Origin of the sequence: Qipengyuania sp. NPDC077410 (assembly GCF_044543405.1) — a bacterium.
GTDB classification, from domain to species: Bacteria; Pseudomonadota; Alphaproteobacteria; order Sphingomonadales; family Sphingomonadaceae; genus Qipengyuania; species Qipengyuania pacifica.
This window is the reverse complement of record NZ_JBITWB010000002.1, coordinates 873,633-895,111: the sequence shown is the minus strand read 5'-3', so window position 1 is coordinate 895,111 and position 21,479 is coordinate 873,633. Positions and strand designations below refer to the sequence as shown.

18 protein-coding genes are annotated in these 21,479 nt (G+C 53.6%); 3 read left to right on the top strand and 15 right to left on the bottom strand.

The window, feature by feature from the left end; translation table 11 throughout:
* The first annotated feature begins 222 nt into the window (after positions 1-222).
* The gene (locus ACIGGE_RS12340) at positions 223-1,188 is read left to right on the top strand and encodes a tyrosine-type recombinase/integrase (protein ID WP_397490572.1); all 966 of its coding nucleotides are present in this window, start codon (positions 223-225) and stop codon (positions 1,186-1,188) included.
* 354 nt (positions 1,189-1,542) lie between these two features.
* Here the strand turns inward: ACIGGE_RS12340 and ACIGGE_RS12335 are convergent, their stop codons facing one another.
* The 15 genes from ACIGGE_RS12335 to ACIGGE_RS12265 all read right to left on the bottom strand — a co-directional run bounded on the left by ACIGGE_RS12335 (position 1,543) and on the right by ACIGGE_RS12265 (position 18,871).
* Complete coding sequence (locus tag ACIGGE_RS12335) at positions 1,543-1,719, bottom strand: hypothetical protein (RefSeq protein WP_397490571.1); 177 nt, start codon at positions 1,717-1,719, stop codon at positions 1,543-1,545.
* 194 nt (positions 1,720-1,913) lie between these two features.
* A complete protein-coding gene (locus tag ACIGGE_RS12330; protein WP_397490570.1) occupies positions 1,914-3,140 on the bottom strand; it encodes a glycosyltransferase family 4 protein in 1,227 nt (408 codons plus the stop codon).
* A 13-nt stretch (positions 3,141-3,153) separates the two neighbouring features.
* Positions 3,154-4,665, bottom strand: a complete 1,512-nt coding sequence (locus tag ACIGGE_RS12325; RefSeq protein ID WP_397490569.1) for a heparinase II/III family protein — start codon at positions 4,663-4,665, stop codon at positions 3,154-3,156.
* Positions 4,666-4,984: 319 nt separating this feature from the next.
* On the bottom strand, positions 4,985-5,827 hold the full coding sequence (locus ACIGGE_RS12320) for a class I SAM-dependent methyltransferase (protein WP_397490568.1): 843 nt from the start codon (positions 5,825-5,827) through the stop codon (positions 4,985-4,987).
* A complete protein-coding gene (locus ACIGGE_RS12315; protein WP_397490567.1) occupies positions 5,827-7,959 on the bottom strand; it encodes a bi-domain-containing oxidoreductase in 2,133 nt (710 codons plus the stop codon). The genes ACIGGE_RS12320 and ACIGGE_RS12315 overlap by 1 nt, the downstream gene beginning before the upstream one ends.
* 178 nt (positions 7,960-8,137) lie before the next feature.
* Positions 8,138-8,344, bottom strand: coding sequence for a DapH/DapD/GlmU-related protein (locus ACIGGE_RS12310; protein WP_397490566.1), 207 nt, complete (start codon positions 8,342-8,344; stop codon positions 8,138-8,140).
* A 266-nt stretch (positions 8,345-8,610) separates the two neighbouring features.
* Positions 8,611-9,759, bottom strand: coding sequence for a glycosyltransferase (locus ACIGGE_RS12305; RefSeq protein ID WP_397490565.1), 1,149 nt, complete (start codon positions 9,757-9,759; stop codon positions 8,611-8,613).
* Between the two features lie 62 nt (positions 9,760-9,821).
* Positions 9,822-10,982, bottom strand: a complete 1,161-nt coding sequence (locus tag ACIGGE_RS12300) for a hypothetical protein (protein WP_397490564.1) — start codon at positions 10,980-10,982, stop codon at positions 9,822-9,824.
* A gap of 83 nt (positions 10,983-11,065) precedes the next feature.
* Positions 11,066-12,367, bottom strand: a complete 1,302-nt coding sequence (locus ACIGGE_RS12295) for a glycosyltransferase (RefSeq protein WP_397490563.1) — start codon at positions 12,365-12,367, stop codon at positions 11,066-11,068.
* Positions 12,364-13,629, bottom strand: a complete 1,266-nt coding sequence (locus ACIGGE_RS12290; RefSeq protein ID WP_397490562.1) for a lipopolysaccharide biosynthesis protein — start codon at positions 13,627-13,629, stop codon at positions 12,364-12,366. The genes ACIGGE_RS12295 and ACIGGE_RS12290 overlap by 4 nt, the downstream gene beginning before the upstream one ends.
* A 50-nt stretch (positions 13,630-13,679) precedes the next feature.
* A complete protein-coding gene (gene wecC, locus ACIGGE_RS12285) occupies positions 13,680-14,951 on the bottom strand; it encodes a UDP-N-acetyl-D-mannosamine dehydrogenase (protein ID WP_397490561.1) in 1,272 nt (423 codons plus the stop codon).
* A 12-nt stretch (positions 14,952-14,963) separates the two neighbouring features.
* Positions 14,964-16,100 (bottom strand): non-hydrolyzing UDP-N-acetylglucosamine 2-epimerase, encoded by a 1,137-nt coding sequence (gene wecB / locus ACIGGE_RS12280; protein ID WP_397490560.1) that lies wholly within the window; start codon positions 16,098-16,100, stop codon positions 14,964-14,966.
* Between the two features lie 258 nt (positions 16,101-16,358).
* The gene (locus tag ACIGGE_RS12275; RefSeq protein WP_397490559.1) at positions 16,359-16,727 is read right to left on the bottom strand and encodes a MarR family EPS-associated transcriptional regulator; all 369 of its coding nucleotides are present in this window, start codon (positions 16,725-16,727) and stop codon (positions 16,359-16,361) included.
* A 156-nt stretch (positions 16,728-16,883) separates the two neighbouring features.
* Positions 16,884-17,375: a transcription termination/antitermination protein NusG gene (locus ACIGGE_RS12270; RefSeq protein ID WP_397490557.1), complete on the bottom strand. Its 492-nt coding sequence runs from the start codon at positions 17,373-17,375 to the stop codon at positions 16,884-16,886.
* 170 nt (positions 17,376-17,545) lie between these two features.
* A complete protein-coding gene (locus ACIGGE_RS12265; protein WP_397490556.1) occupies positions 17,546-18,871 on the bottom strand; it encodes a sugar transferase in 1,326 nt (441 codons plus the stop codon).
* Positions 18,872-19,345: 474 nt separating this feature from the next.
* Here ACIGGE_RS12265 and ACIGGE_RS12260 point away from each other — a divergent pair, with 474 nt between their 5' ends.
* Together ACIGGE_RS12260 and ACIGGE_RS12255 are read left to right on the top strand one after the other, a co-directional pair.
* The gene (locus ACIGGE_RS12260) at positions 19,346-20,680 is read left to right on the top strand and encodes an O-antigen ligase family protein (RefSeq protein WP_397490555.1); all 1,335 of its coding nucleotides are present in this window, start codon (positions 19,346-19,348) and stop codon (positions 20,678-20,680) included.
* Positions 20,681-20,732: 52 nt separating this feature from the next.
* Entirely contained in the window at positions 20,733-21,437 is a 705-nt protein-coding gene (locus ACIGGE_RS12255; RefSeq protein WP_397490554.1) for a polysaccharide biosynthesis/export family protein, read from the top strand.
* The last annotated feature ends 42 nt before the right edge of the window (positions 21,438-21,479 follow it).

Here is a 21,479-nt window from a genome sequence, read left to right as displayed (position 1 = left end):
GAATTCTATCGAAGCCTCCTCCAGGGCATTGCGCACACGATCAAGCGTGCCGCTTCGGCTGGCAGGAACTCCCTCTGCTTCTTCAAATCGGCGGATGGTAGCCCAACCCACACCGGACAGCGCAGATAGCTCCTGCGAGGTGATGCCTAAAAGCGCTCGAGCGGCTCGAATTTGCAAAGATGAGGGTTGATAGCCCCCTTCTTGTGAGCTATTATAGCTCATATGAACCGTCCTGTATCCGTATCCAGTGATCGCATCGAGAAACTACTCGTGCGTTGCGCTGGGGCATACTCACAAAACACATTGCGTGGCTACCGCAATGATCTGCTTCAATTTCAAAAGTGGTGCGCAGCCAATGAGAATGAGTGGTTTCCGGCCGAACCGGCCACAATCGCAGCATATGTCGATGATGAGGTGGAGACCAAGGCCATCGCGACGATTAAGCATCGGCTCGATGCCTTACGCTTCGCTCACGTGATGGCAGACCTACCCTGCCCCACTGATCACAGCGAGGTTCGGTTGGCGGTGCGCCGCGCTAGGCGCAAAAAGTCGGTCCGCCAGAAACAAGCCCTCGGTCTTACAAGCGATATCTTGGGAAAGATGTTAGATGCGTGTCCGGATACACTGTTAGGACGGCGTGATGCGGCCCTCCTCTGCGTCGGCTACGATACGCTTTGTCGTAGCAGCGAACTTGCCCTGTTGACCGTGGAGCACGTGAGCTCTTGCCGATCCTCGGTGTTGGTACCTCGGTCTAAGTCAGATCCGCACGGTGAAGGACGGATTGCCTATCTGTCAAAAGAAACGACCGCGCATTTGGAGCACTGGTTAGCTCAAGCGAAAATTGAAGAGGGACCGCTTTTTTGCGGATTACACACAGGCAAGATCAGTGAACGTGCTCTGACAACTCCGTCCATACGCAGGATTGTGAAACGAGCCGGCGTGAGGGCAGGTCTAAATGATGTTGAGGTAAAATCCCTCTCAGGTCATTCAATGCGGATCGGTGCAGCTCAGGACATGATGGTGGTGGGCATCGATACCCTCGGGATCATGCAGGCTGGCGGATGGAAGAGCAAAAACGTTCTAGCCCGGTACGTTGAGAATGCTGCTAGCTCGAGGCTTCATCAACGCAGATGGCAGCGGCTTTTAGAGATGTCAAAGTCGAGGCTGCCTATGCCGCATTCTTGCTAACGAAATTTGGATTACCGCATATAGCGACGACAATACGAGAATCGATCTCGGAGCGAAGGGTTTGGCCAAGCATTATGAGGCCGCAACCTCCGTTCACTAAGATTTCCGAGCCCGCCTCGATCTCCCCCGCGAGAGGAATGACCAACGTCGACTCCTCGACAGTCAGGACGTTTTGGTCGCTTAGAACATCTACCCGAAGCGCTTGGGCTTCGAGCAGTGGCTCGATCGCACATGGGTCAAAAACGTTTCGCGGAACTTCGGAGTAAGGCTCAAGCTTCGCAAACCGCATCGCCTATCGAGATGTAGTTCGCGCGGCCGGCCGTAGTCGTACAAACGGAACATAATATCAGTATTTTATTGAAGCTCAAGGAGCACCGATCCCGGACCAATGGCGTGAATCGTGCCCGCCGGCACGTAGAAGAAATCCTCTGCCTTGGCATCGGGCCAAACGAGCATCTCTTCGATAGAACCGTCGCCGGCTGCCTTCCGGACTGTTTCTTCGTCGTAGGTATCATCTAGCTCGAGAGCCACAGCCGCAGTCCGATGCTGGCGCGCCAACGCATGTTATCATGCCTGCTGACGTTCATAAGCTTGCGCATAGTTCGATCGGGCTTGGAGGTATTGGTAACTATCTGGCCTCTTAAACAAGTAACCTTGGCCACCAGCTGCGCCAATTCCAGTAGCGAGGCTAACTTCCTGAGTCTCCCAGGGCGGGGCCTCCGGTATTATGCTGCAGCCGCTCTTAAGGCTTCGAGCATTAGCGCGGCCTGTTTGTTCCGATCATATTTAGGAGCCGCCGTGAGGCATCTTTCTCTATACCGCGCTAGAGCTTTCTTGTCATTTGCCATGCGCAGTATGGCGTCGGCGAGCGCAGTTCCGTTCTCGGGTTCGAAAGTCTCTCCAACGCTTTCCCGCAAAACGATTTCCGCTGACTCGCCCGCGACACCGTGCAGCACGGGCAGGCCCATCGCCATACATTCGAATAACTTCGAGGGAATTACAGTCTGGAAGAGCGGATCCTTCTTCAGATGTATTATAGAGGCATCCAGCAGCGCCCAATAATCAGCTACCTGATCCTTTGATACGCTGTCGAGAAATACAACGTTGGACAGCCTCATCCCCTCCGCCCGCTCCATCAAGGCCGCCTTACGGGCACCATGTCCCAGCATCAATATACGGATCGAGGCGGCTTGCGGATCGCGGTCCAGAATCTGAGCCGCATCCAGGATTGTGTCGAGTCCATGTGCAAGGCCGTGAGTTCCGACATAACCTGCCAAGAAGAAACCGTTGAGACCGTGACGCTTCGCTAGCTCGGCCGGCCGATCGCGCGGCGAGAAGCGGGAAAGATCGGCGCCATTGGTCACGACGTCGATCTTCCCAGTATCAACACCACGCTCGACCAGCGTCCTTTTGAAAGAGTGAGTAACAGCGATAATTCGATTTGCTCGCTTGTAGAGAAAGGCCTCCAGAGCTTCGAGGCATTTGAGAACCAAGCCTTCCTTAATGGCCCCCACGCTCTTGATCGATTCCGGCCAGATGTCACGCAATTCAAAGATCCACGGACGCCGCTTAAGGAGACTGATACAAAAGCCGGCGCAGGCGGAGAAAAACTGCGGAGAGGTCGCGACTATGACATCAGGGCGCCTCATGCCCGCGGATGCGATCGTGGCGGCCACCGCAAAACTCAGGTAGTCGAGTGTGCGCTTGTAAAAGCCTTCATTGGCCGTGATGTAGGTCCAGACCCGCACGACGCGGATCCCGTTCATGACCTCGCTCTGGATCAGCTTGTTCCTGTAGCCAGAATAGACCTGGCCCTTAGGGAAATTAGGAGCGCAGGTAATCACTGTGACTTCACACCCGGTCTCTACCCACTGACGAGCGTGCTCATAAGTGCGGCTTGCCGGCGCGTTTACTTCCGGAGGGAAGTTATCTGTGATGAACAATATGTGCATTAAAGAAAACGCCCTATTTTGGAAATCTTCCGGACCAGGTCAGCTCGAAAATTGATGAGCCATTGAGTAGCCGAAGAACCAAGCAGGTACTGCGTAAACTTCTCCCGAATTCCGGATGCCAAGTACTTCTCTCTGATCGGAGCGGGCCACCTTCAGCACGCCAAGAAACGCGGCCGCCACCTGCAAGAATGAGCTCTCCTTCATAGAGGCCGCGTTGCTCGATGCAGACATCAGGATGGAAGTGAAATCTGGCTTCAGCCGAATGATCGCTTGGGCAGGCTGTATCAAATATCTTCAGCGCGCCGGGACGAAGCTCCCATCGGCGATGGTGTATCGGACGACCTGGAAGGGATCGATAACCGTCATGTGAACACTCTGCGATCAGAGTTTCGCCATCCACGCTGGAGCTCGGCCCGATAGGCCGCGCCCGTGCTCCGACCCGAAAGCCGCTCCAAACGTCTGACGAGTTTTGTCTAGCGATGGTAACCGTGCTATGAGCGGGCGTTCCACGCTGGCGCAGACGCTCTTCGCCGAGGCCATAAAGCGATGTTCCGGAGTTCACGATGACGCGCTCACTGAAGAGCGACCATTCAAAGCTCAGCGTATCGGCGTGCGCGTGGCCCGGCAGGTAATCTGGACCGATGCGAGCCATGTCCGCGATAACCACCGAAGTCTCGTTTTCGAGTCGAACATACCCACTCTGCTCGAGCCAAAGAATCGCATTTGAATTATGCGGCACTTCAAGGTCGAGGCGGCGAGCGTATTCAAACAACTCGTCGTTTTCGGGGGCGATTGCGAGAGCTGCGTCGTTGAAGAATGCGATCTCGCCATCTGGATGCGACATCGCTCTTAGCCAGGCAACCATTTGAGGCACGCGTCGACGCCAATGCGCTACTTGATCGCTTTGAGCAGGTTCAAGCGCCCCAGACATTGCGCAAGTCAGATTGATGAGGTCGAGCACGTCTTCCAGTCCGAGCGCATGATACATCGGGCTGAGTTCGAAATGTCCGCCGTCAGAAAGTATCTGCTCATCAAACTCGCGCTGCAAAATAGCGAGGCCAAGCTTAAGCCAGTGCGCAGATTCCGCGCCATCAAAGAACATGCCTGAAAAGATGAGCGCCTTGGCATTGGCGAAAAGATGATTGCCAAGCAGGTGATACTCAAGTCGTTTGCAAAGCCAGCGGGTTTGCAGGGCCAGGCTATCCAGCATGCCCCTCGGCGGGTTGCCGCCACCCAGAAGCCATTTTACCCAGTTCACGATGCGAAGCGATGTCGGATAAGGCTCGAAGCCCGAGCCGCTCCCCGCGGGATTGTCCGTAAGCCATGCCGCAATCAGAGTCGCGTGCCAATCTCGACGACTGGCTGCGCCGATAGCATTCAAATCGTCAAAATAGTGTTGATTGTAACGCCAGAGCTTCTCCCGCTTAGGATTGTCCCACCCATCGATTGCGAGAGATCCGTCTTCGTTCAGGAACGAAAAACTGTCTGGGCCTGTGAGCGACGCTCTTCGCCGCGCCGGCATCATCCATGAACCATATCGAGGGCGCACCGGCGGGGCGGAGCGGGCGTCAGGCGCGGGACGCCCGAGCCGAAACGCGATGCGACCATAGACCTGTTGCGGTCTTAGATGCCGCACGGTTTCCCAGTAGCGGCCTAGCACAGAAATACCTCGTGAGCTCATTGACGCGCTAGTTGCTCATGCGCGCTGATGATGCGGGGAGCGGTTTTGCCGTCCCACAACTGAGCGATGGAGCCGGTTTTCCCATATATTGCGACCAAGGGGTTAGCGGTTAAGGGCAAATGCAGTCGGTTCGACGCTCGTGAGTTAGTTGGCATTCGTTTTGTTAGTTCCTGGGCGTTCTATCGTTTCGCGTAGCAGTCGAAATTTCGCGTGGCCGGTGACCTTCTGCCACTTCAGATGGCGAACCCTCCGCCACAAGCGTCCGGTCTTCGGCGCGAACGATAGACTCAGGCACTTTGGGCTTAGACAGGGTCGCGATCATCAGGATTCGGAATCGCGCCAACAACTCGGTAGCGTTCACCAGCCGTTCGTAACCCCACCCGATAAGGTAGCTCGGCGCGCTGACGCGGAGATATTCGGGCCGACCCTCGATCAGCTCGAACCCTTCCACATCTAGTCCCACCTGGCCAGCAATAGCCCGGATATCCGCCGGAGAATTGCACTTATAGCGTGTAGGGAAAGTGTCAGTTTCGTCGCGGCCACGCTTTCTGTTTACCCATTGATGAAAACGATGAGGTGTCAGCCGCGCGATTAGGGGCATGTAGTGAGTTTTGTTCGGAGTCTTGAACAGCAGTTTCCCACCGGGCCGCAAAACCCTCGCAATTTCAGCAAAGACTTGGGAGGGCTCGTCGATGTGTTCCATTACGTTGTCAGCGAAGACGAGATCGAAGGTTTCATCGGGGTATGGAATCTTGCCTGCATCGGCGACGAGGCCTTCGTCGAGATAGGGGTTTTGGGCCACACGTGGGTCGAGATCGACGCCGCACACCCGCCCGGCCAGGCCGCGAAAATTCATCGCCTCGACGATGCCGGCACCTGCCCCCAGATCGAGCACCGTCGCTTTCGGATGAATGAAAGCAAGTAGCTTCTCGCGGAAGAGGACATCGTCCCAGTTCCGTTCGAACTGTGGGTAGAAGCGGCGGTCGATCGTCTGCACGAGCCCCATCAGCAACACTCCTCGGCAAGATCGATCGCCACCCGCGACACCTCAATAATCTCCTCCTTCGGGATCGGCTGGGCTGTGCCTTCGCGAATGCTTCGGATGAATCGCGCTACGATCGCATCGGCACCCTTGTCCTGCTTCAGCTGGTTCATCTTTGTGAAGCCCGGCCAGCCCCATGCCCTGAGCTTGAGGAAGTTGTCGAGCAGGAGCACGCGCCCCGCGACGAACACCTCAACACGTTCTTTCGGAAAAGCCTTGTGGCCGTTGGCGAGATAGAGGATCGTCGCCAACGAACCGTCGGCGAATTCTAACGTCAGCCTCACCTTATCGTCACGGATCGCGATGGCCGGATGGCGCCCTAACATCGTTGCGCCGTGGCCGATAATCGGATGGCCGGCCAGATGCCGTGCGAGATCGATGAAATGGCAGGCCTCGCCCACGATCCGCCGGCCGCCGACATCTCGATCCTGCGTCCAGTGGTCCGGCGGAATTTCCCCGGCATTGACGGTAATGAGGATGTGTTTCGGCTGGTTTACGCCATCGAGCAGTGCCTTCATCTTGATCACTTGGGGCGCGAAACGGCGGTTGAAGCCGACAAGCAGTCGCTGTTCGGGGCGTCCTGCGATCTCCTGCTGGATCTCGATCAGTTCTGCGTGGTTCAGGCAGAGTGGCTTCTCGCAGAAGACATGCTTTCCCGCCCGCAGCGAAGTTATCACCTGCTGGGCGTGGGCATTATGCCGCGTCGCGATCACCACTGTGTCGATCGCAGGGTCATCGTAGACCTCAATCGCGTCGCTGGCGGCCTGTTCGAACGCGAACTTCTTTCCGAAATGCACCGCGCTGACACCGCCGCTGCTCACCACGGTGTGCAGCTTCGCGCCCGATGCTGCGAAGGCCGGCATAAGCGCACGGCTGGCATAATTGCCCGCCCCGAGGAAACCCACGCTGACTGCTCCCAGTGCCGGGGCGGTCCTCCCCTCGACAGCGTCGAGGCGGACCTTCCTGATGGGCGCCTTGTCCGCCTGCGCCTGCGGGTAGTCGAGCAAGATACCGAGCGAGGGCTCGCCCGAAGTCAGCAGAGACATCGCGTCCGCGCCTCGCTCAACATCGAAACGGTGCGTGATGAGCGGCTTCACGTCAAGCGCGCCGGACGCCATCAGGTCTAGCACAGCCTCAAAATTGCGTTGTTCGGTCCACCGCACGAAGCCGATCGGGTAATCCTGCCCGCTATCCTCATATTCTGGATCGTAGCGGCCTGGACCGTAAGAGCAGCTGACCTGAAAGGTGAGTTCTTTTTCATAAAAATCATCGCGCATCAGGTTTAGACCAACCACGCCGACCAGCACGATGCGCCCGCGCTTGCGGCTCATTTGCGCCGCTTGATGCATAGGCTCATCGCTGTCGGTCGCGGCAGTGATGATCACCGCGTCAACGCCGTTTCCGCGCGAAAACGCGGCGGCCGAACACAGCACGTCGTCACCCGCGCCCGGATTGACTGTTTCCGCACCGAATTGTCGAGCGAGCGTCAGACGTTCTTCGTCAAAGTCGATCCCAAGCACCCGGCAACCTTGTGCGCGAAGCATTTGCACCGCCATCAATCCGATCACACCAAGCCCGGTCACAACGACACATTCACCAAGTGTTGGATTGGCGAGTCGGATACCTTGCAGACCGATCGCACCGAGGACGGTAAAGCTAGCCTCTTCCGCAGGAACTCCATCCGGGATTTTCGCGCAGAGATTTTTCGGGACATTAACATATTCCGCGTGCTTCCCGTTCGAAACAACGCGATCGCCGGGTGCGAAGCCATCTACTTCGTGGCCGATTTCGGCAACTCGGCCGACGTTGCAATATCCTAAAGCCAGCGGCTGATCGAGCTTGCTCTTTACCGCGTCATAAGTGGCCGCAATCCCGTCTGAGCGGGCCTTGTCGAGTACCATTTTGACCTTGTCGGGCTGTTGGCGCGCTTTGGAAATCCAATTTGACTTGCCGAACTTCACTAGCATCCGCTCGGTCCCGGCAGACACCAACGTGGTGTCAGTACGAATCAGTAGCTGCCCATTTGCGGCGCGCGGAATCGGCACCTCTTCAAGGTGCGTGGCGCCATCTTTAAGCGACTGAAGGAGTTGTTTCATATTCTGCTTCTAAGTCCTCAGACTTGGTGGGTCTTCAAATTGATGCTGCCGAATGCGATAAGAATTCGACAAATTGCGAGAAGAAGGCGAAGTAAGAGATGGTCCAGACTGCTACGTGTGGTTTATGGAAGATTTTGAAAGATTTTCGCCCCACTCGTTGGAAACTGCAGATCTAGTTTTAATTAACGCCTTCGCGGTAACGAATGAGCTTAGCGGGATTACCCCCAAAGATTGCAAAAGGCGGCACATCTTTGGTCACCACAGAGCCCGCGGCAATCACAGCACCTGTGCCTATAGAAACACCGTGCAATAAGATCGCACCGTAGCCTATCCAGGCTCCATCTCCGATCTCTATGACACGAAATTCGTCACGGCCGGTATCCATGAGAATTGGCCCTACGCCGTCAATCTTGTGGTCGCCACCAACCAAAGCCACACACGGTCCGAACATGACGCGTCTTCCTATTACTGCATGCGCAGCAAAATGACACTTCGGTCCGCAAAAAAAGTCTTCTCCAATAACAATTCGGCGTCCCTTACCAAATCTTGGGCTTGGGCCGATTTTAGCATTTCGTGGGAGAAGAAGTGCCGGGCGCCTAAACCGCATTGCAATACGCAACCACCCGAGGCGTAAGCTCCAAAATAAGGGCTTCAGCACTTGACGACCTCTCTCACGCAACGCTCCAACTCAAAGACATAGGATTCAATATTATATTTTTCCTCAATCACCTTAATGGAGTTTGCCCGCCATGTTCGTTGTTTGACAGGACTGCGGTGCAATCTTTTTAGCGCATCGAACAGTGTATTTTCCGTCAAGGGATCTAGAATTTCGCCATTCTCGGTAGTCACTAAATCAGCCTCAGAGCCATCACCTATGCCACAAATCACTGGGACGCCGTGACATAGCGCATCTGATACTGCCAATCCCCCAAGCCCCGGCAAAACCATTACTGTGGCATTAAGAAAATAGGGGGTGATTTCGTCCCCTAAATGACCGGTAAAACAAACTTTCTTGTCAATTCCTAATTCAGAAGCGATAGCCTCGAGATCAGCGCGTAAAATCCCATCTCCCACAATGGTCAAAAACGCGTCGTCAATCTCTTCAACAAGTCGAGCGAAGACTTTTAACAGTAACTCAACATTTTTGTTATAAGTTAAGGCTCCAACAAAAAGAATATTGAATTCTTCGGGCGGCTCGGACGGCCAAGGCATGCCGGATCCGAGAGCGCAGATCTTGGCTTTCGCCTGTCGACCGACAGTATCAACAGTATTAACGGCTGTATATATTCGGTGCGGCGAAATTCCTGCCTCTGAATAGTATTTGGCGCCCAATGAACTATATGCGATTGCAGCGTCGGAATTGCTCTCAATTTTCCTAAAAAAAGCCGCGTCTAATGCACGGCGCGCAATTGACGGTTTTCTACCCCTGAGCTTCCCCAAGCCCCATTGTACGATTTTTCGACCGTTTCTCCGAGCAAAGGCGAAGCAGATCAGATTGTTCAGGGCGTTTGAGGCGCCCTCTGTGATGATCACATCCGGATCAAACGCTTTGAGAGCGGACCAAAGCCCAAAATGAAATGGCAAATGAGCAGGTCCATTTAACGTACTGAAAGAAAACTTTAATGAGCGAAATTCCTTCGTCTTAAAATCCAAGGGGCCACTAAAGTTGACCACTTTGGACCCCTCAAAGTCTTCCCCATGAAATACACAGAGATCAATCCCATCGCATTTGGACAGTCTAGAGAACACAGGAACCCGCCAAGATTGCATCACGCGATAAGAAACGGCTACTTTTATCATTCACAGTTCACCAGTTTGAACTTGGACAAGTCACAGGGCTAAATTCCTAAGATTTTAGCAAATTATTGGGCATGTCCCGCAATCCGGGAGCGGGGCCTTCGCGCTCTTCCAGCGTATCTGGTCGGATCGGTGCAAGCTCGCGAGGGCCCAGCGAGGATATAGCCAACGATGATCCACAGCAGCGGCTCGTAGACATGAGCTTTCCATACAAAAAGCGGCAAGATCGCAAAAACAAAACCCCAGTTCCAGAGAGTTCCCAATCGCACTGCGATAACGGCTGCCAAGAACCCAGAAAAAGCGAAGCCCAAATAGAAACTACCAGTCAATGCGAGACCTGAATCTTGAGGTGAAATGCATGTTGGGCAAAAGCCAGGATCAATGGGCAAGCCCAATAAAAGTGCTTTGGTGTAATTTTCGCTCAAAAAATGCGCGGCTCGCAATTTGTCTAGTCCGCTTTGAGTTGAAAATGATGCCTTCAAACTCAAGAAATCTATCGCAGCTTGCCGAATTTCAGGGGAGATTAGATAACTTAATCCAATACCGATCAATGCGAATGATGCCACTATCAAGAGACGCCTCGATTTGCTTGAGAGGTCCCTCACGAGCACCGCTTCAACCAAAAACGCCAACGCAAATAATCCGGACGCTAATACGCCCCAAAGCGACAATGTCATTAGCACAGAGCCAATAACCACAGCATGCCATTGTGTAGAAAGTACGCCTCGGATCAAAGCAAGCAGGAGTAACGCGGCAAGGGTCCACTGGCTGTAAGTTCCTGGCTCAGTATGAAAGCCGGAAAGGCGCCCAATATCTCCAATTGCCATAGCCCTAGAGGCTTCAGGGAAAACTAATCCATGAATGTCTAAAACTGTCGACGTCGTATAGTATAATAAAGTCGCGAAAATGAGTGCAGCCACGTGAACCGCAATGAAGAGGAAAACGACAGAATAAAAATCCCTATCCCATTTTGTCCCTCGAACTTGGCCAAGCACAGCGCCGAACAGGATAAGCGGTAATGCTATCGCCACACGATCTGACCACGCCGTTAAATTAGTAACAAGAAAGAGTAAGAAGGCTATAGCAATTAAGGGACTAAATGTACTCGCTCTCGCATCCCTTATGAGAGTCGCATAAACGATGATCCCTCCTAGAGCGATCGCTTTTATTAGATAAACAAAGCCGCTCTGATTTAGCTCAAACGGAGTTGCGGCCAGGAAAAACAAGGCCGTTAACACCCAAACTGATGGTTTGAGCGATAGTCCACTAGCCTTAGCTGATAGCGTCCCCTCTTGTGAGTGGGCTCGCATCAATCTTTTGCTCTTAAGGCAAACGTGCGTTTTTTGCATGAGGCCTGAGTGGCTTCATTAAGGAGCCTCTCAACAAAAACTTTTGCCAATTGCTCGGCATTGTAAAGCTCTTCCCATGTTTGCCGCGGCGTCGAGGCGCCAAGAATACCACCCGCAGACAAATGCTCAAGAATCTCCTCTGAAACTTCAGCATGGCGCCCCTGGAGCGTCGGATCTAAAAGCAAGCCAGACCTTCCTTCAATTACCGCCTCGCATGTCCCTCCGACATTGGTGGCAACTATGGGTATGTCTGCGTTCATCGCTTCCATAATTGAAACTGGAACCCCTTCGTCACGGCTCAAGTTGACAAAAAAATCTATATCAGTCGTACGATAAAAGCGCTGCAACTTCTCGACCGGTACAATTCCATGGAATATAACTTTTGCGCCCTTTGTTCTTGCATTGTCCGCGGCTTCTTGGACGAGATCTGAATGTCCACCACCGAAGTGATGCCAAACAATCGGCCGCCTGTTGGCAAGTTCGCCTGCCAATGTTGCTATTTCCTCGACTCGCTTAACTGGAGCCAGCCAACTCGCACTTGCCATTACTACCGGCCTATCTGGATCCATGACGGCTCGTTGCCTTGCCGGGCCAAAATCACGGCATCCCAATCGGAACACTTCTGCGCGCGGATTCGACTGTCGCCCATAACGGCGCTTGAAGTATTCTAAGCCATGGTCAGAGATAAAGACCAAAAGATCAGCAGCCGAGTGAACTAGCTCTCGCCAAGGGTAAAAACCTCCCGTTTCTGGACGATGCAAATAGAGGTCTGCTGCATGGTAGCGCACGCATGTTGCCGAACCGCTCGCCTTGGCTATCGGTATGGATAACGCTGGAATGTGCCCCCAATAGGCGTAGACTATTTTCGGGTTTGGAGACGCCAAGAATTCAGACAGCCGAGGAAGCTTTTCGAACGCAGAACGATAACACGCAAATTTGAGGCATAGAATGAGACGTTTGAGGTTGAGTTTGGATTTGACGTGGCATTCTTTGGCTGAGCCCCAGAAGTGCCTCCAAGTTGAGGGCCTCATACATTCCCGCGCAAAGAACGCCTTTCGGTTAAGTCGCGCAATTGGATCCCAAAGCTCAACTCCTTCTGGCAGTTCGCGCCTGCCATCGAGCTCTTTAACAGGCAAAACGTGCACTTTGGAAAAGCTTCGCGAGAACTCTTCAAGCTCTGGAGCGATCCAATTTTCCTGGACAAGTCCAAATGGATAATGGCTAGTCACCAACAGTATTTCGGCATCAGTTCTATTGGTCAAGAAAACTGGCCCCTTGCGGCGCGTCTCGCTTGCAGCACAAGCCAACCGACATACGCCGCCATGATGAATGACATTGAAAGCGAAGTAGCAAAAAGGGCCGCAAGCACTCCCCAGCCCACCGCTCCGGCGAGAGCCATAACGCCTACGCCAACAGCTCCTTGAATGATCGCAGCGATGAACGCAGTTCTCTGAAGGCCGAGGAAGACAGGGACAAAAGCAAAAGTACTCGTGATCGGCTCCATCAAGATTACAGGTAAAATCGCAATTGCCATCTGTCCTGCCAAAGCCCACTCTGCCCCAGCGGCAAGCAGAAATAATTGTTCACCAACTAGTAATAAAGCCAAAGAACTTATTGCGGTTACGGTACCTATAACGATAAGAGCGCGCTTTGCGACCAAATACACTTCAGACCTTCCCACACTAGCTGCTTCCGAAATTGCGTGCTGATAAACTGCAGTTCCAAAAAGGGCCAATATTCCAAATACCAGTTTCCTCATCAAAAAGTACTGCCCCAAAATAGCCGCCCCGTAGAAAGCGCCGATGGTTGTGGTCATCAATAAAACGAGAGCCGAGTGAACCAAAAGGTGAGGGAGTGTTATGAGTGGGAACACGCGATGTCTCCGGGCGAGTATCCAGAGGTGCGTTAGTTGACGGCGGATGGGGCGTCGAAGAACCTGCAAAAGGGCTGCCGCACTCACCCCGTACGCAAGCAAAAGAGCTTGTAAAAGGCTTGCTCCGAGGTCGGCAACTAGAAGCCAAACCGCTCCGCCCCCAATGAGCATCGCAAGTGACAGTTGCCCGCCAACAAGGGCTATCGCCCGCATAACTCTGGCAATGGCCATTCCGTTGAGGTTGCCAAGTGCCAACGATGCTGATTGATAAATGCTCACCAGTGCCAGCGCTAGAGAAGTTAGGACTATAATCGGAAAGAGCTGGGCTTGAGCCGCGCTGAGGGAAAAAGGGGTGGATAGGAAATACAATGCAACAATGCCTGCGAGATAGAACAAAAGTGATGCCAAGAGCGCAAGCCATACAATGCCCAAAAGCATTTGAAGCATTGCCGTCTGGCATTTGCCAAGTAAGGGAAGCGCTTGCTCAAACCTCAAGGTAAGAACTGGATAGATGGCGACAGCAATTTGTGCCGCATACGAATAGGAGCCGAATGTCGCTGGATCGACAATTCTGCTTAACAGCAGTGTACCCACTGCGATTAATGCAGCTGCTACAGCGTTTGAGCTTAGAAGTACTGTAATCTTGCGCAATGCAACGCCTGCCTTGTGCTATTACGCCGACTTTAAGGGGTCAACAATCTTTATGCCTTTATTGCGCCGCATGCATCGACCAAATATGAATGCTTACTCTTCTCAAGATCTAGATTTCTATGCGCCACCAAGACTACGCCAATGTCGGCCACCCTATCTTTTTCTCTTTGATTGAGCAAAACGTCACTGCGCTCAAAGAGGCCGCTAATGCTATCGATATTGGGCTCGACAATCGAAATATTTCCGTAGTCTCCCTCAACCAGTTTGCGAGCAATTGTGAGAGCGGGGCTTTCGCGAAGATCGTCGATGTCGGGCTTAAACGTTAGACCATATATTGCTATCGACACGTCGCGCGCCGACTTGTTTGGGTTATCCAACAGGTATGATCCTATCGCCTCCCTAACTTTGGCGACGACCCAATCGGGTTTGCTGTCATTAACTTGGCGCGCCATATGAATTAGGCGAGCGTGCTGCGGAGCTGAGTTCACGATGAACCAAGGATCTACCGCGATGCAATGCCCACCGACTCCAGGGCCTGGCTGCAGTATATTTACGCGGGGGTGACGGTTGGCCAGCGAAATTAGCTCCCAAACATCCATTGCCAGCTCATCACAAATCAAAGAAAGCTCATTAGCGAAAGCAATGTTCACGTCTCGAAAGCTATTCTCGGTCAACTTGGCCATCTCTGCGACACGTGGACCGGATGCCAAAACGCATTCGCCAGTCACAAAAACCCTGTAGAGAGACGCTGCTAGCTCTGAGCATTGCGGTGTCATACCTCCTATCACTCGGTCATTCGAAATCAGCTCTTGCATAACCTTCCCAGGCAGAACTCGTTCAGGACAATGAGCGATCCGGATATCTGAACCTCCGCCGGCATCTTGCGGAAAGGTGAGATCTGGTCTCGCCGAAGCGAGCCATTTAGCCATTGTCTCCGTTGCTCCGACTGGGGACGTCGACTCCAGAATTACCAAATTTCCCCTCTGAAGCACGGGCGCGATGGCATCCGATGCGGCCTGAATATACGAGAGGTCCGGCTCATTATTGTTTCCCTTGAATGGGGTCGGCACGGCAATCAAGAATGCATCAGCTGACTCTGGTTTAATCGCCGCGCGCAGATAGCCCTCGTGAACGGCCGCGTGTACCACCATGTCGAGATCCGGTTCGATTATGTGGATTTCACCGCGATTGATCGTATCCACGGCAGCCTCATTGACGTCTACTCCGATAACTTCAATTTTGCGTGAAGCAAACATCGCAGCTGTCGGCAGACCAATATAGCCGAGGCCAATCACAGAGATTCGCTTGAATTTGTTTTCCAATTTATCCCTCGATTACTTTGAACGTGCCCATTCGAGAATTGCGGTCCTGATCCGGTTCGAGGCCAAACCATCGCCATAAGGGTTGTGCGCACGGGACATGTCTTCGTAGGCTTCCTTGTCGTCCAGCAAGGTGGAGACTTCGGCAATCATCAAATCGGGGTCGGTACCAACGAGCTTGACAGTTCCCGCGTCGATCGCCTCAGGACGTTCAGTCGTGTCGCGCATGACGAGCACCGGCTTGCCGAGCGAAGGGGCTTCCTCCTGCACTCCGCCTGAGTCGGTCAAAATGAGATCGGCCCGGCGCATCAGATGGACGAAAGGGAGGTAGTCCTGCGGAGGAATGAGGCTGACGCGATCCAGCGCGCCCAACCGCTCTACAACTGGGCCCCTCACGTTCGGGTTGAGATGAACTGGATAGACGATCTGGATGTCGTCGCGCTCGGCAAGACGGGCCAGCGCATCGCAGATCCGGTGAAAGCCGTCCCCGAAACTCTCGCGCCGGTGCCCTGTGACGAGGACGATGCGCCGATCCGTATCGATGGCGAAGGCTTCATCGAACTTAGAGGTAGTCTCGGAATCGCAATCGAGTTTTCCGACCACGTCAAAAAGGGCGTCGATGACCGTGTTGCCCGTGACGAAAATCTGTTCTTCAGGCACGTTTTCGGCCATCAGATTTTTTTTCGATGTTTCTGTTGGCGCGAAGTGCAGCTGGCTGATCGTGCCGGCAATCTTTCGGTTAATTTCCTCAGGCCAAGGCGAATAGATGTCTCCTGTGCGAAGCCCTGCCTCGACATGGCCTACTGGAACGCGCTGGTAATAGGCGGCGAGGGAGGCTGCTAGCGTCGTCGTAGTATCTCCGTGGACCAGCACAAGATCGGGCGAGGCGGCGATCAGGACATCTTTCAAACCTGTCAGAACGCGGGTCGTAATCTCGAAGAGGCCTTGGCTAGGCTTCATCAGATCGAGGTCATAATCGGGCAAAATTTCGAACAGTTTCAAGACCTGATCGAGCATTTCTCGATGCTGCGCTGTAACGCAAACACGAACATCAATCTCCGGCGTAGCCTGTAACGCTTTTACAACGGGCGCCATCTTAATGGCCTCTGGTCGTGTGCCAAAGACAAACAACACCTTCAACTTATCGGTCAACGAAACTACTCCCTGTCCGTCTTAGTACCATGGATGAATGCGCGCCCCCACGACTGCGGGGTTCGAAGGATCTCCAGACACTTCTCAGCGAGCTTCGGTCGATCAAAATAGGCGCGAATGTAACCATGGCCGGACTTACCGAACCGCCGGACAAGGGCAGGCCCATGATCTCAAATTGACCCTCAATTTTCCGAAAGAGGAAGGGCGCAGTGCTTCCAACGGAGGCTCTCGCGCGATAACACCGACTGTGAGTCCAGGTCATATGGCGTCCCCAGCGACCTGCCGCTCGAGCCGCGCAATCTGCGCTTGGAGATAATCGTACTCCGCGCGCTTGCGTGCCAGAAACCCACCTGCCAGCCGCGCACGCTCAGCAAGCCCGCCGGGCGTTAAAACATACACGTAGCGCGCCTTGTTTTCCGACTGCCGGAAACGGTCAAGCTTTAGCCAGCCCTTGCCCGCAAGCGCTCGCAGACAATAATTCGCGCGGCCCAAGCTTACACCCATGCGCTGGGCGATTTCGCGCTGCGTAATCCCAGGTTCGTGTTCGAGCAAATATAGGATTTCGCAGTCGAGCGCCTCACGCGCGGAGAGCACAGGCTGCGTAGAAGGGTGAGGATCGGTCTGCACGGCTACCGCACTGCGCAGGAATCGTCCTGCACAGTGCCAATTCGGTTTGCAACTGGGGCAAAAGCCCTGTTCAAATTTGAACGGCTGGCTAGGCCCGAAGATCTCGATGGTCAATCGGCGGCATGAATTTTTGAGGAAAATTAGACGACTATATTCTCAGGCAGCTATGAGTTGCGCGCGCGGAAGCGTGACTCTGGTGTCGCCCGAAAGCAGGCGAAGAAGAACCACCACACGTTCAGACCCTGGAGCACTTGCAAGCGAGCCGCGCAGATCATCGAAAGGACCGCCTATGACGCGCACAGCATCGCCAATCTGAAAATCTTCTTCGAACATAACATTGCCGAATTCGTCTACAGTTTCTTGTAGGCGCTCGACGAAGCCATTCGGTACAGGCGCGGGATCATTACCAAAAGTTACCAAGCGCAGAACTCCGACTGTGCCGTTAATTGAGCGCCAACGTGATTTACCGGCAAACTGAACGAAAACATATCCGGGAAATAGCGCTTCGCTCACTACTACTGGCCGTTTCGCCACCATCTTAGAACGCGCGACTAAAGGGCAATGCGTTTCGAACCCCTGGCGCTCAAGATGTGCGATCGCCAGCTTTTCCTGACGGGGCTTTACCTGCGCGACATACCAGCGGCGCATGACAGCCTCCTTCAATTCGATGCCTACCACGACAGCAGCGAACAATAAGAATGTGCGACAATTTCGACGGTTGGAAGCTGCTCAATTGCTGAAGCGCAAAGCACCGCCGACAGAGCGAACGATTGCGGCTCGAACCAAATGTTTTTGAGAAAACGAGTATTCATCGCAAATTACCGTGCACCGAAGCCCGAAAGGACCACTCGCAAAGTGCGTAAGGCTATTACGATATCAAGCCAGTACGACAGATGCTTAATATAGTAGAAGTCATATTGCAGCTTATGGTTTACCTCTTCGACCGACGCGACATGGCCCTGATTAACTTGAGCCCAACCGGTTATGCCCGGACGAACGATATGGCGGTAGCGGTAAAAAGGGATTTCTTGCTCGTACCATTCGGAAAGACTTACCGCTTCTGGGCGAGGTCCAATCCAGCTCATTTCTCCCCGAAGAATATTGATAAGCTGCGGAAGTTCATCGAGCCTCGTCGGACGAAGAAAACGACCGAGGCGCGTGACCCGCAGATCCAATTCATGCGTAATCGAGCTCTCTCGATCGCCACCGTCATTGGTGACTGTCATCGTTCGGAACTTGATCATCCAGAACGGCTTGCCGCGAAAGCCCATGCGACGCTGGCGAAAAAAGATTGGCCCGGGGCTGTCCAGTCTAATCAGAACGGCGGTCCCGACGATCACCGGTACGACAATCGGCAAAAGGATCAGGCAAGCGAGGACATCTACGCTACGCTTGAGCTTTTGATATACAAGACTTGGCACGAGAGAGCCGAATTCGTTCTCGCTAAGATGGTTCATTCGAACCCGGCCCGTCTCCGCTTCTACGACCTGCTTGTAGTGATATACCGGCCGTCCAGAAATCGCCGCTTCGGCTAAAAACCTCTCCCATTCGGGCTTCAAATCTGCATGCAAGTCCGCGATTACAGCGCCTCTGGGCACGTCGATGACTGCTGAAGGATCTTCTGGCAAATCAATGAGTAGAGGGCGCTGCAACGCGCGCGCGCGGTGTATCTTACCACCCGGCACTAAGCAGTAGACTTTGCCCGGCAACCGAAACTGTAGCGTCTCGATCGCAAACCTGGCGAGAACCGTGGCAAAAAAACAAAGCGCAGAAATTTTGATCGAGTACTCGATCCGGAAGAAAATTACGACGGCGGCAAATGAGCCGTAAAACGACGTGATCAAGGGAAGAACAGATTCTGCGACCGCTGTTCCTGGATAATCCCGAAACCGCCTAAGAACAATCGTTGCACCGAATGCTGCGATTAGCGCGCCTAGGAAAGAATTGAAGGCGGGTTCGGCACGCAGACCAGACAGATTCGCACGATCTAGTTCGAACGACGTCCAAGCTAATTGGGGTTGCCAAAGGAGACCGATAAACACCGGAAGGACCACTCCAAGCGTGACAACGAAGAGGAGCTCAAACCTCAATCGATGTACAAAGCTCACCTCGCCGATATTAGTGGGCGTTCTTTTCTGTAACACGCGCGACTCTCAATGCACCCGAAAGGCCAGATCAGGCCGCACGCATTTCACCCATTAAATTGGATGATAGCGAGCACCCCTCCAAGGCGGGTGCCCTTCACATTTACGAGTTGTCGGCAGTTTCAGAAACTAAGCGACCAAATCATTGATGCAAAGAGCATGTGTGGCCCGAAGGCACACAGGTCGTTAACGAATTCCAACCTAGCGATCAAGCGCCAGAACATCTCCTGGACATTCTGTGCCCTTCCGGGACGGAATGATTGCGCAGACGATACAGTCACTTGCAGGAAGGTACGGATCGAGCATCAATAAGCGCGGTAAGGTTGATCTTCTCAAGAACAGCTGGCGCGTTGATATAAAATCGACCTGCATCTAATGCCCGCCCTCCAAGTATGAGGAACAGTTTTGGCTTCCAACCTAAAAAAACGTGCTCGGCATTCGCGAGGCGGTTCGATTGGCCCTCTACGAAAGGCGATGTCCGTCTCCTTCCTTCGGGAAGCGCTGCAAGAATATGCTTCTTTTGTGCTCATCTTTCTAATCTGCCTCGCTGCCTTAATCGGAGGAGGATCGCGCGCAGACATCGCTTCACTTCCGTACCTGCGAGCAACTGCCGCATTGGCGATTGCTGCTGCTTGCTTGATCATTACGCAGAAGCAGTTGGCGACGATAAAATGGCCCTTGGCATTGTTGGGGGCAATCGGCGCTCTGTGCCTTATTCAACTCCTTCCCCTTCCGCCCGCTTTTTTTCCACAGAATGGCCCGCGCGAAACGGTCCGTGAAATGGATCAACTACTCGGCAACTTCTTCTGGCGCCCTATGACTCTTTCCCCAAGCGCCACGGTGAATACGCTTGGTTCACTGCTGGTGCCCGCGGCAGTGTTGATGTGGCTTGCCATCTCGCAAAGTCGCACGACTGCCCTTCTGACATTGGTAGGGGTTGGCGTGATTTCTGCCTCTCTTGGATTGCTGCAGCTATTCGCCGATCCGCGTAGTGGCCTGTTTTTCTACGATATCACGAGCAATGGCCCTGTAGGACTGTTCGCCAATCGCAATCACGCCGCGGTGCTTCTTGCCTGCTGCAGTGTCATAGCGATCTTTCTATACCGTGAGCTTCACCTGAAAATCAGACCAGCGCTGCCTTATCTTGCGGCCTTTTTTGCCCTTTGCATTTTAACAAATCCCTCGCGCGCTGGATTACTTGCGCTTGGCATGGCTGCGGTGATTTGTACTGTCCTGCAATTTTCGACGAAGATGCGGGGCCGGACTGCCTGGATGCCGCTATTCGTAATCGGTGGTGTGGGCATCGGTGTCTTGGCGCTATTTATCTTTGCAAATCGCGTGCCTGCCTTGTCCCGGGTTCTTGAAAATCCATCGCTGACCGACCTTCGAAGCGAATTAAATCCAATATCCCTGAGCATGCTTAAGGAATTTTTCCCTTGGGGGTCGGGTCTTGGATCTTATGAACACGCATACAGGCTATTCGAACCGACCAATCTGTTAATGCCTTCCTATGTAAATGAGGCGCATAACGATTGGCTACAGTTTCCGATAGAAGCCGGACTGCCAGGGATCATTCTGATGACGATAGCGCTAGGTTTGGGCGCGTGTCGTGTCTTCCAGTTAAGATCTCGAAAGACCGTCAGAAACACCAGTAAGCTGCCATGGCTTGGCGCGTCCATTCTTCTTATCTTATCGGTTGCAAGCCTGGTCGATTATCCCGTTCGCGTTCCCACGATAGAGGTTTTGGCAATCGTGGCGCTTGCGTTTTTTGCTGGTTTCCGCGAAGACGCTCCCGCTTTGTCTGGCTAGGTGCTGGAGCAAAACCGACCTTTTCGGCGCAAGCAGGGTTCGACATACGTACATGAAAAGACACGTTCAATTAGCGGCCCTGCTGGCCTGCGTAATGGTGACTGGCTGTTCCACACCGGGCCCCATTGGTACAGAACCCAGTATACAGGTTGCGAACCTGTCCGAGTTGCCTCCCCCTGACGGAGCCACCTTATCGCAGATACGGACGCTCGATAAAATCACTGTGACTGTTCTCGGCTTCCCAGATCTTAGCCGAGAACTTGTTGTAGGACAGTCGGGTCAATTCCAGTTCCCTCTCATCGGAACCGTTAATGCGGCTGGTCGATCGCCAAACGAGATTTCAAATGACATCAGTGATCGTCTCCGCGGTAGATACGTTGTCGATCCACAGGTAATAATAGATGTCGTCGAGCAACCTGGCCGCTTGTTCACCGTAGGCGGGGAGGTTAACTCCCCGGGCCGGTTTGACGCCGTGGGTCCAACTACTCTGTTAGAAGCCGTTGCGTCGGCTGGTGGAACGAGCGACACTGCCGAGTTGACTGAAGTGCTGGTCTTTCGGGCCGTAGCCGACGAAAAGTACATCGGTGTCTATGATCTAAAAGCTATCCAACGGGGGAACTACTCGGATCCCCTCATTTATGCTGGCGACATTGTACAAGTCGGCGACTCCCCGGCCCTTCGGCGTATTCAATTGATAGCGTCAGTGGCTCCTTTGGTAACGACCCCCCTTATTTTGCTCGAACGGGCCTTGCGATAAATGACTGCGATAAGACGCCATCAATCTGCGCCCGCCACTATG

What these genes read in the sequence shown, in the direction of transcription:
- ACIGGE_RS12330 (WP_397490570.1), bottom strand. Translation starts at nt 3,140, where the DNA reads ATGCACATATTGTTCATCACAGATAACTTCCCTCCGGAAGTAAACGCG.
- ACIGGE_RS12320 (WP_397490568.1), bottom strand. Translation starts at nt 5,827, where the DNA reads ATGGGGCTCGTGCAGACGATCGACCGCCGCTTCTACCCACAGTTCGAA.
- ACIGGE_RS12305 (WP_397490565.1), bottom strand. Translation starts at nt 9,759, where the DNA reads ATGATAAAAGTAGCCGTTTCTTATCGCGTGATGCAATCTTGGCGGGTT.
- ACIGGE_RS12315 (WP_397490567.1), bottom strand. Translation starts at nt 7,959, where the DNA reads ATGAAACAACTCCTTCAGTCGCTTAAAGATGGCGCCACGCACCTTGAA.
- ACIGGE_RS12340 (WP_397490572.1), top strand. Translation starts at nt 223, where the DNA reads ATGAACCGTCCTGTATCCGTATCCAGTGATCGCATCGAGAAACTACTC.
- ACIGGE_RS12325 (WP_397490569.1), bottom strand. Translation starts at nt 4,665, where the DNA reads ATGATGCCGGCGCGGCGAAGAGCGTCGCTCACAGGCCCAGACAGTTTT.
- ACIGGE_RS12260 (WP_397490555.1), top strand. Translation starts at nt 19,346, where the DNA reads ATGTCCGTCTCCTTCCTTCGGGAAGCGCTGCAAGAATATGCTTCTTTT.
- ACIGGE_RS12310 (WP_397490566.1), bottom strand. Translation starts at nt 8,344, where the DNA reads ATGGATACCGGCCGTGACGAATTTCGTGTCATAGAGATCGGAGATGGA.
- ACIGGE_RS12255 (WP_397490554.1), top strand. Translation starts at nt 20,733, where the DNA reads ATGAAAAGACACGTTCAATTAGCGGCCCTGCTGGCCTGCGTAATGGTG.
- ACIGGE_RS12270 (WP_397490557.1), bottom strand. Translation starts at nt 17,375, where the DNA reads ATGCGCCGCTGGTATGTCGCGCAGGTAAAGCCCCGTCAGGAAAAGCTG.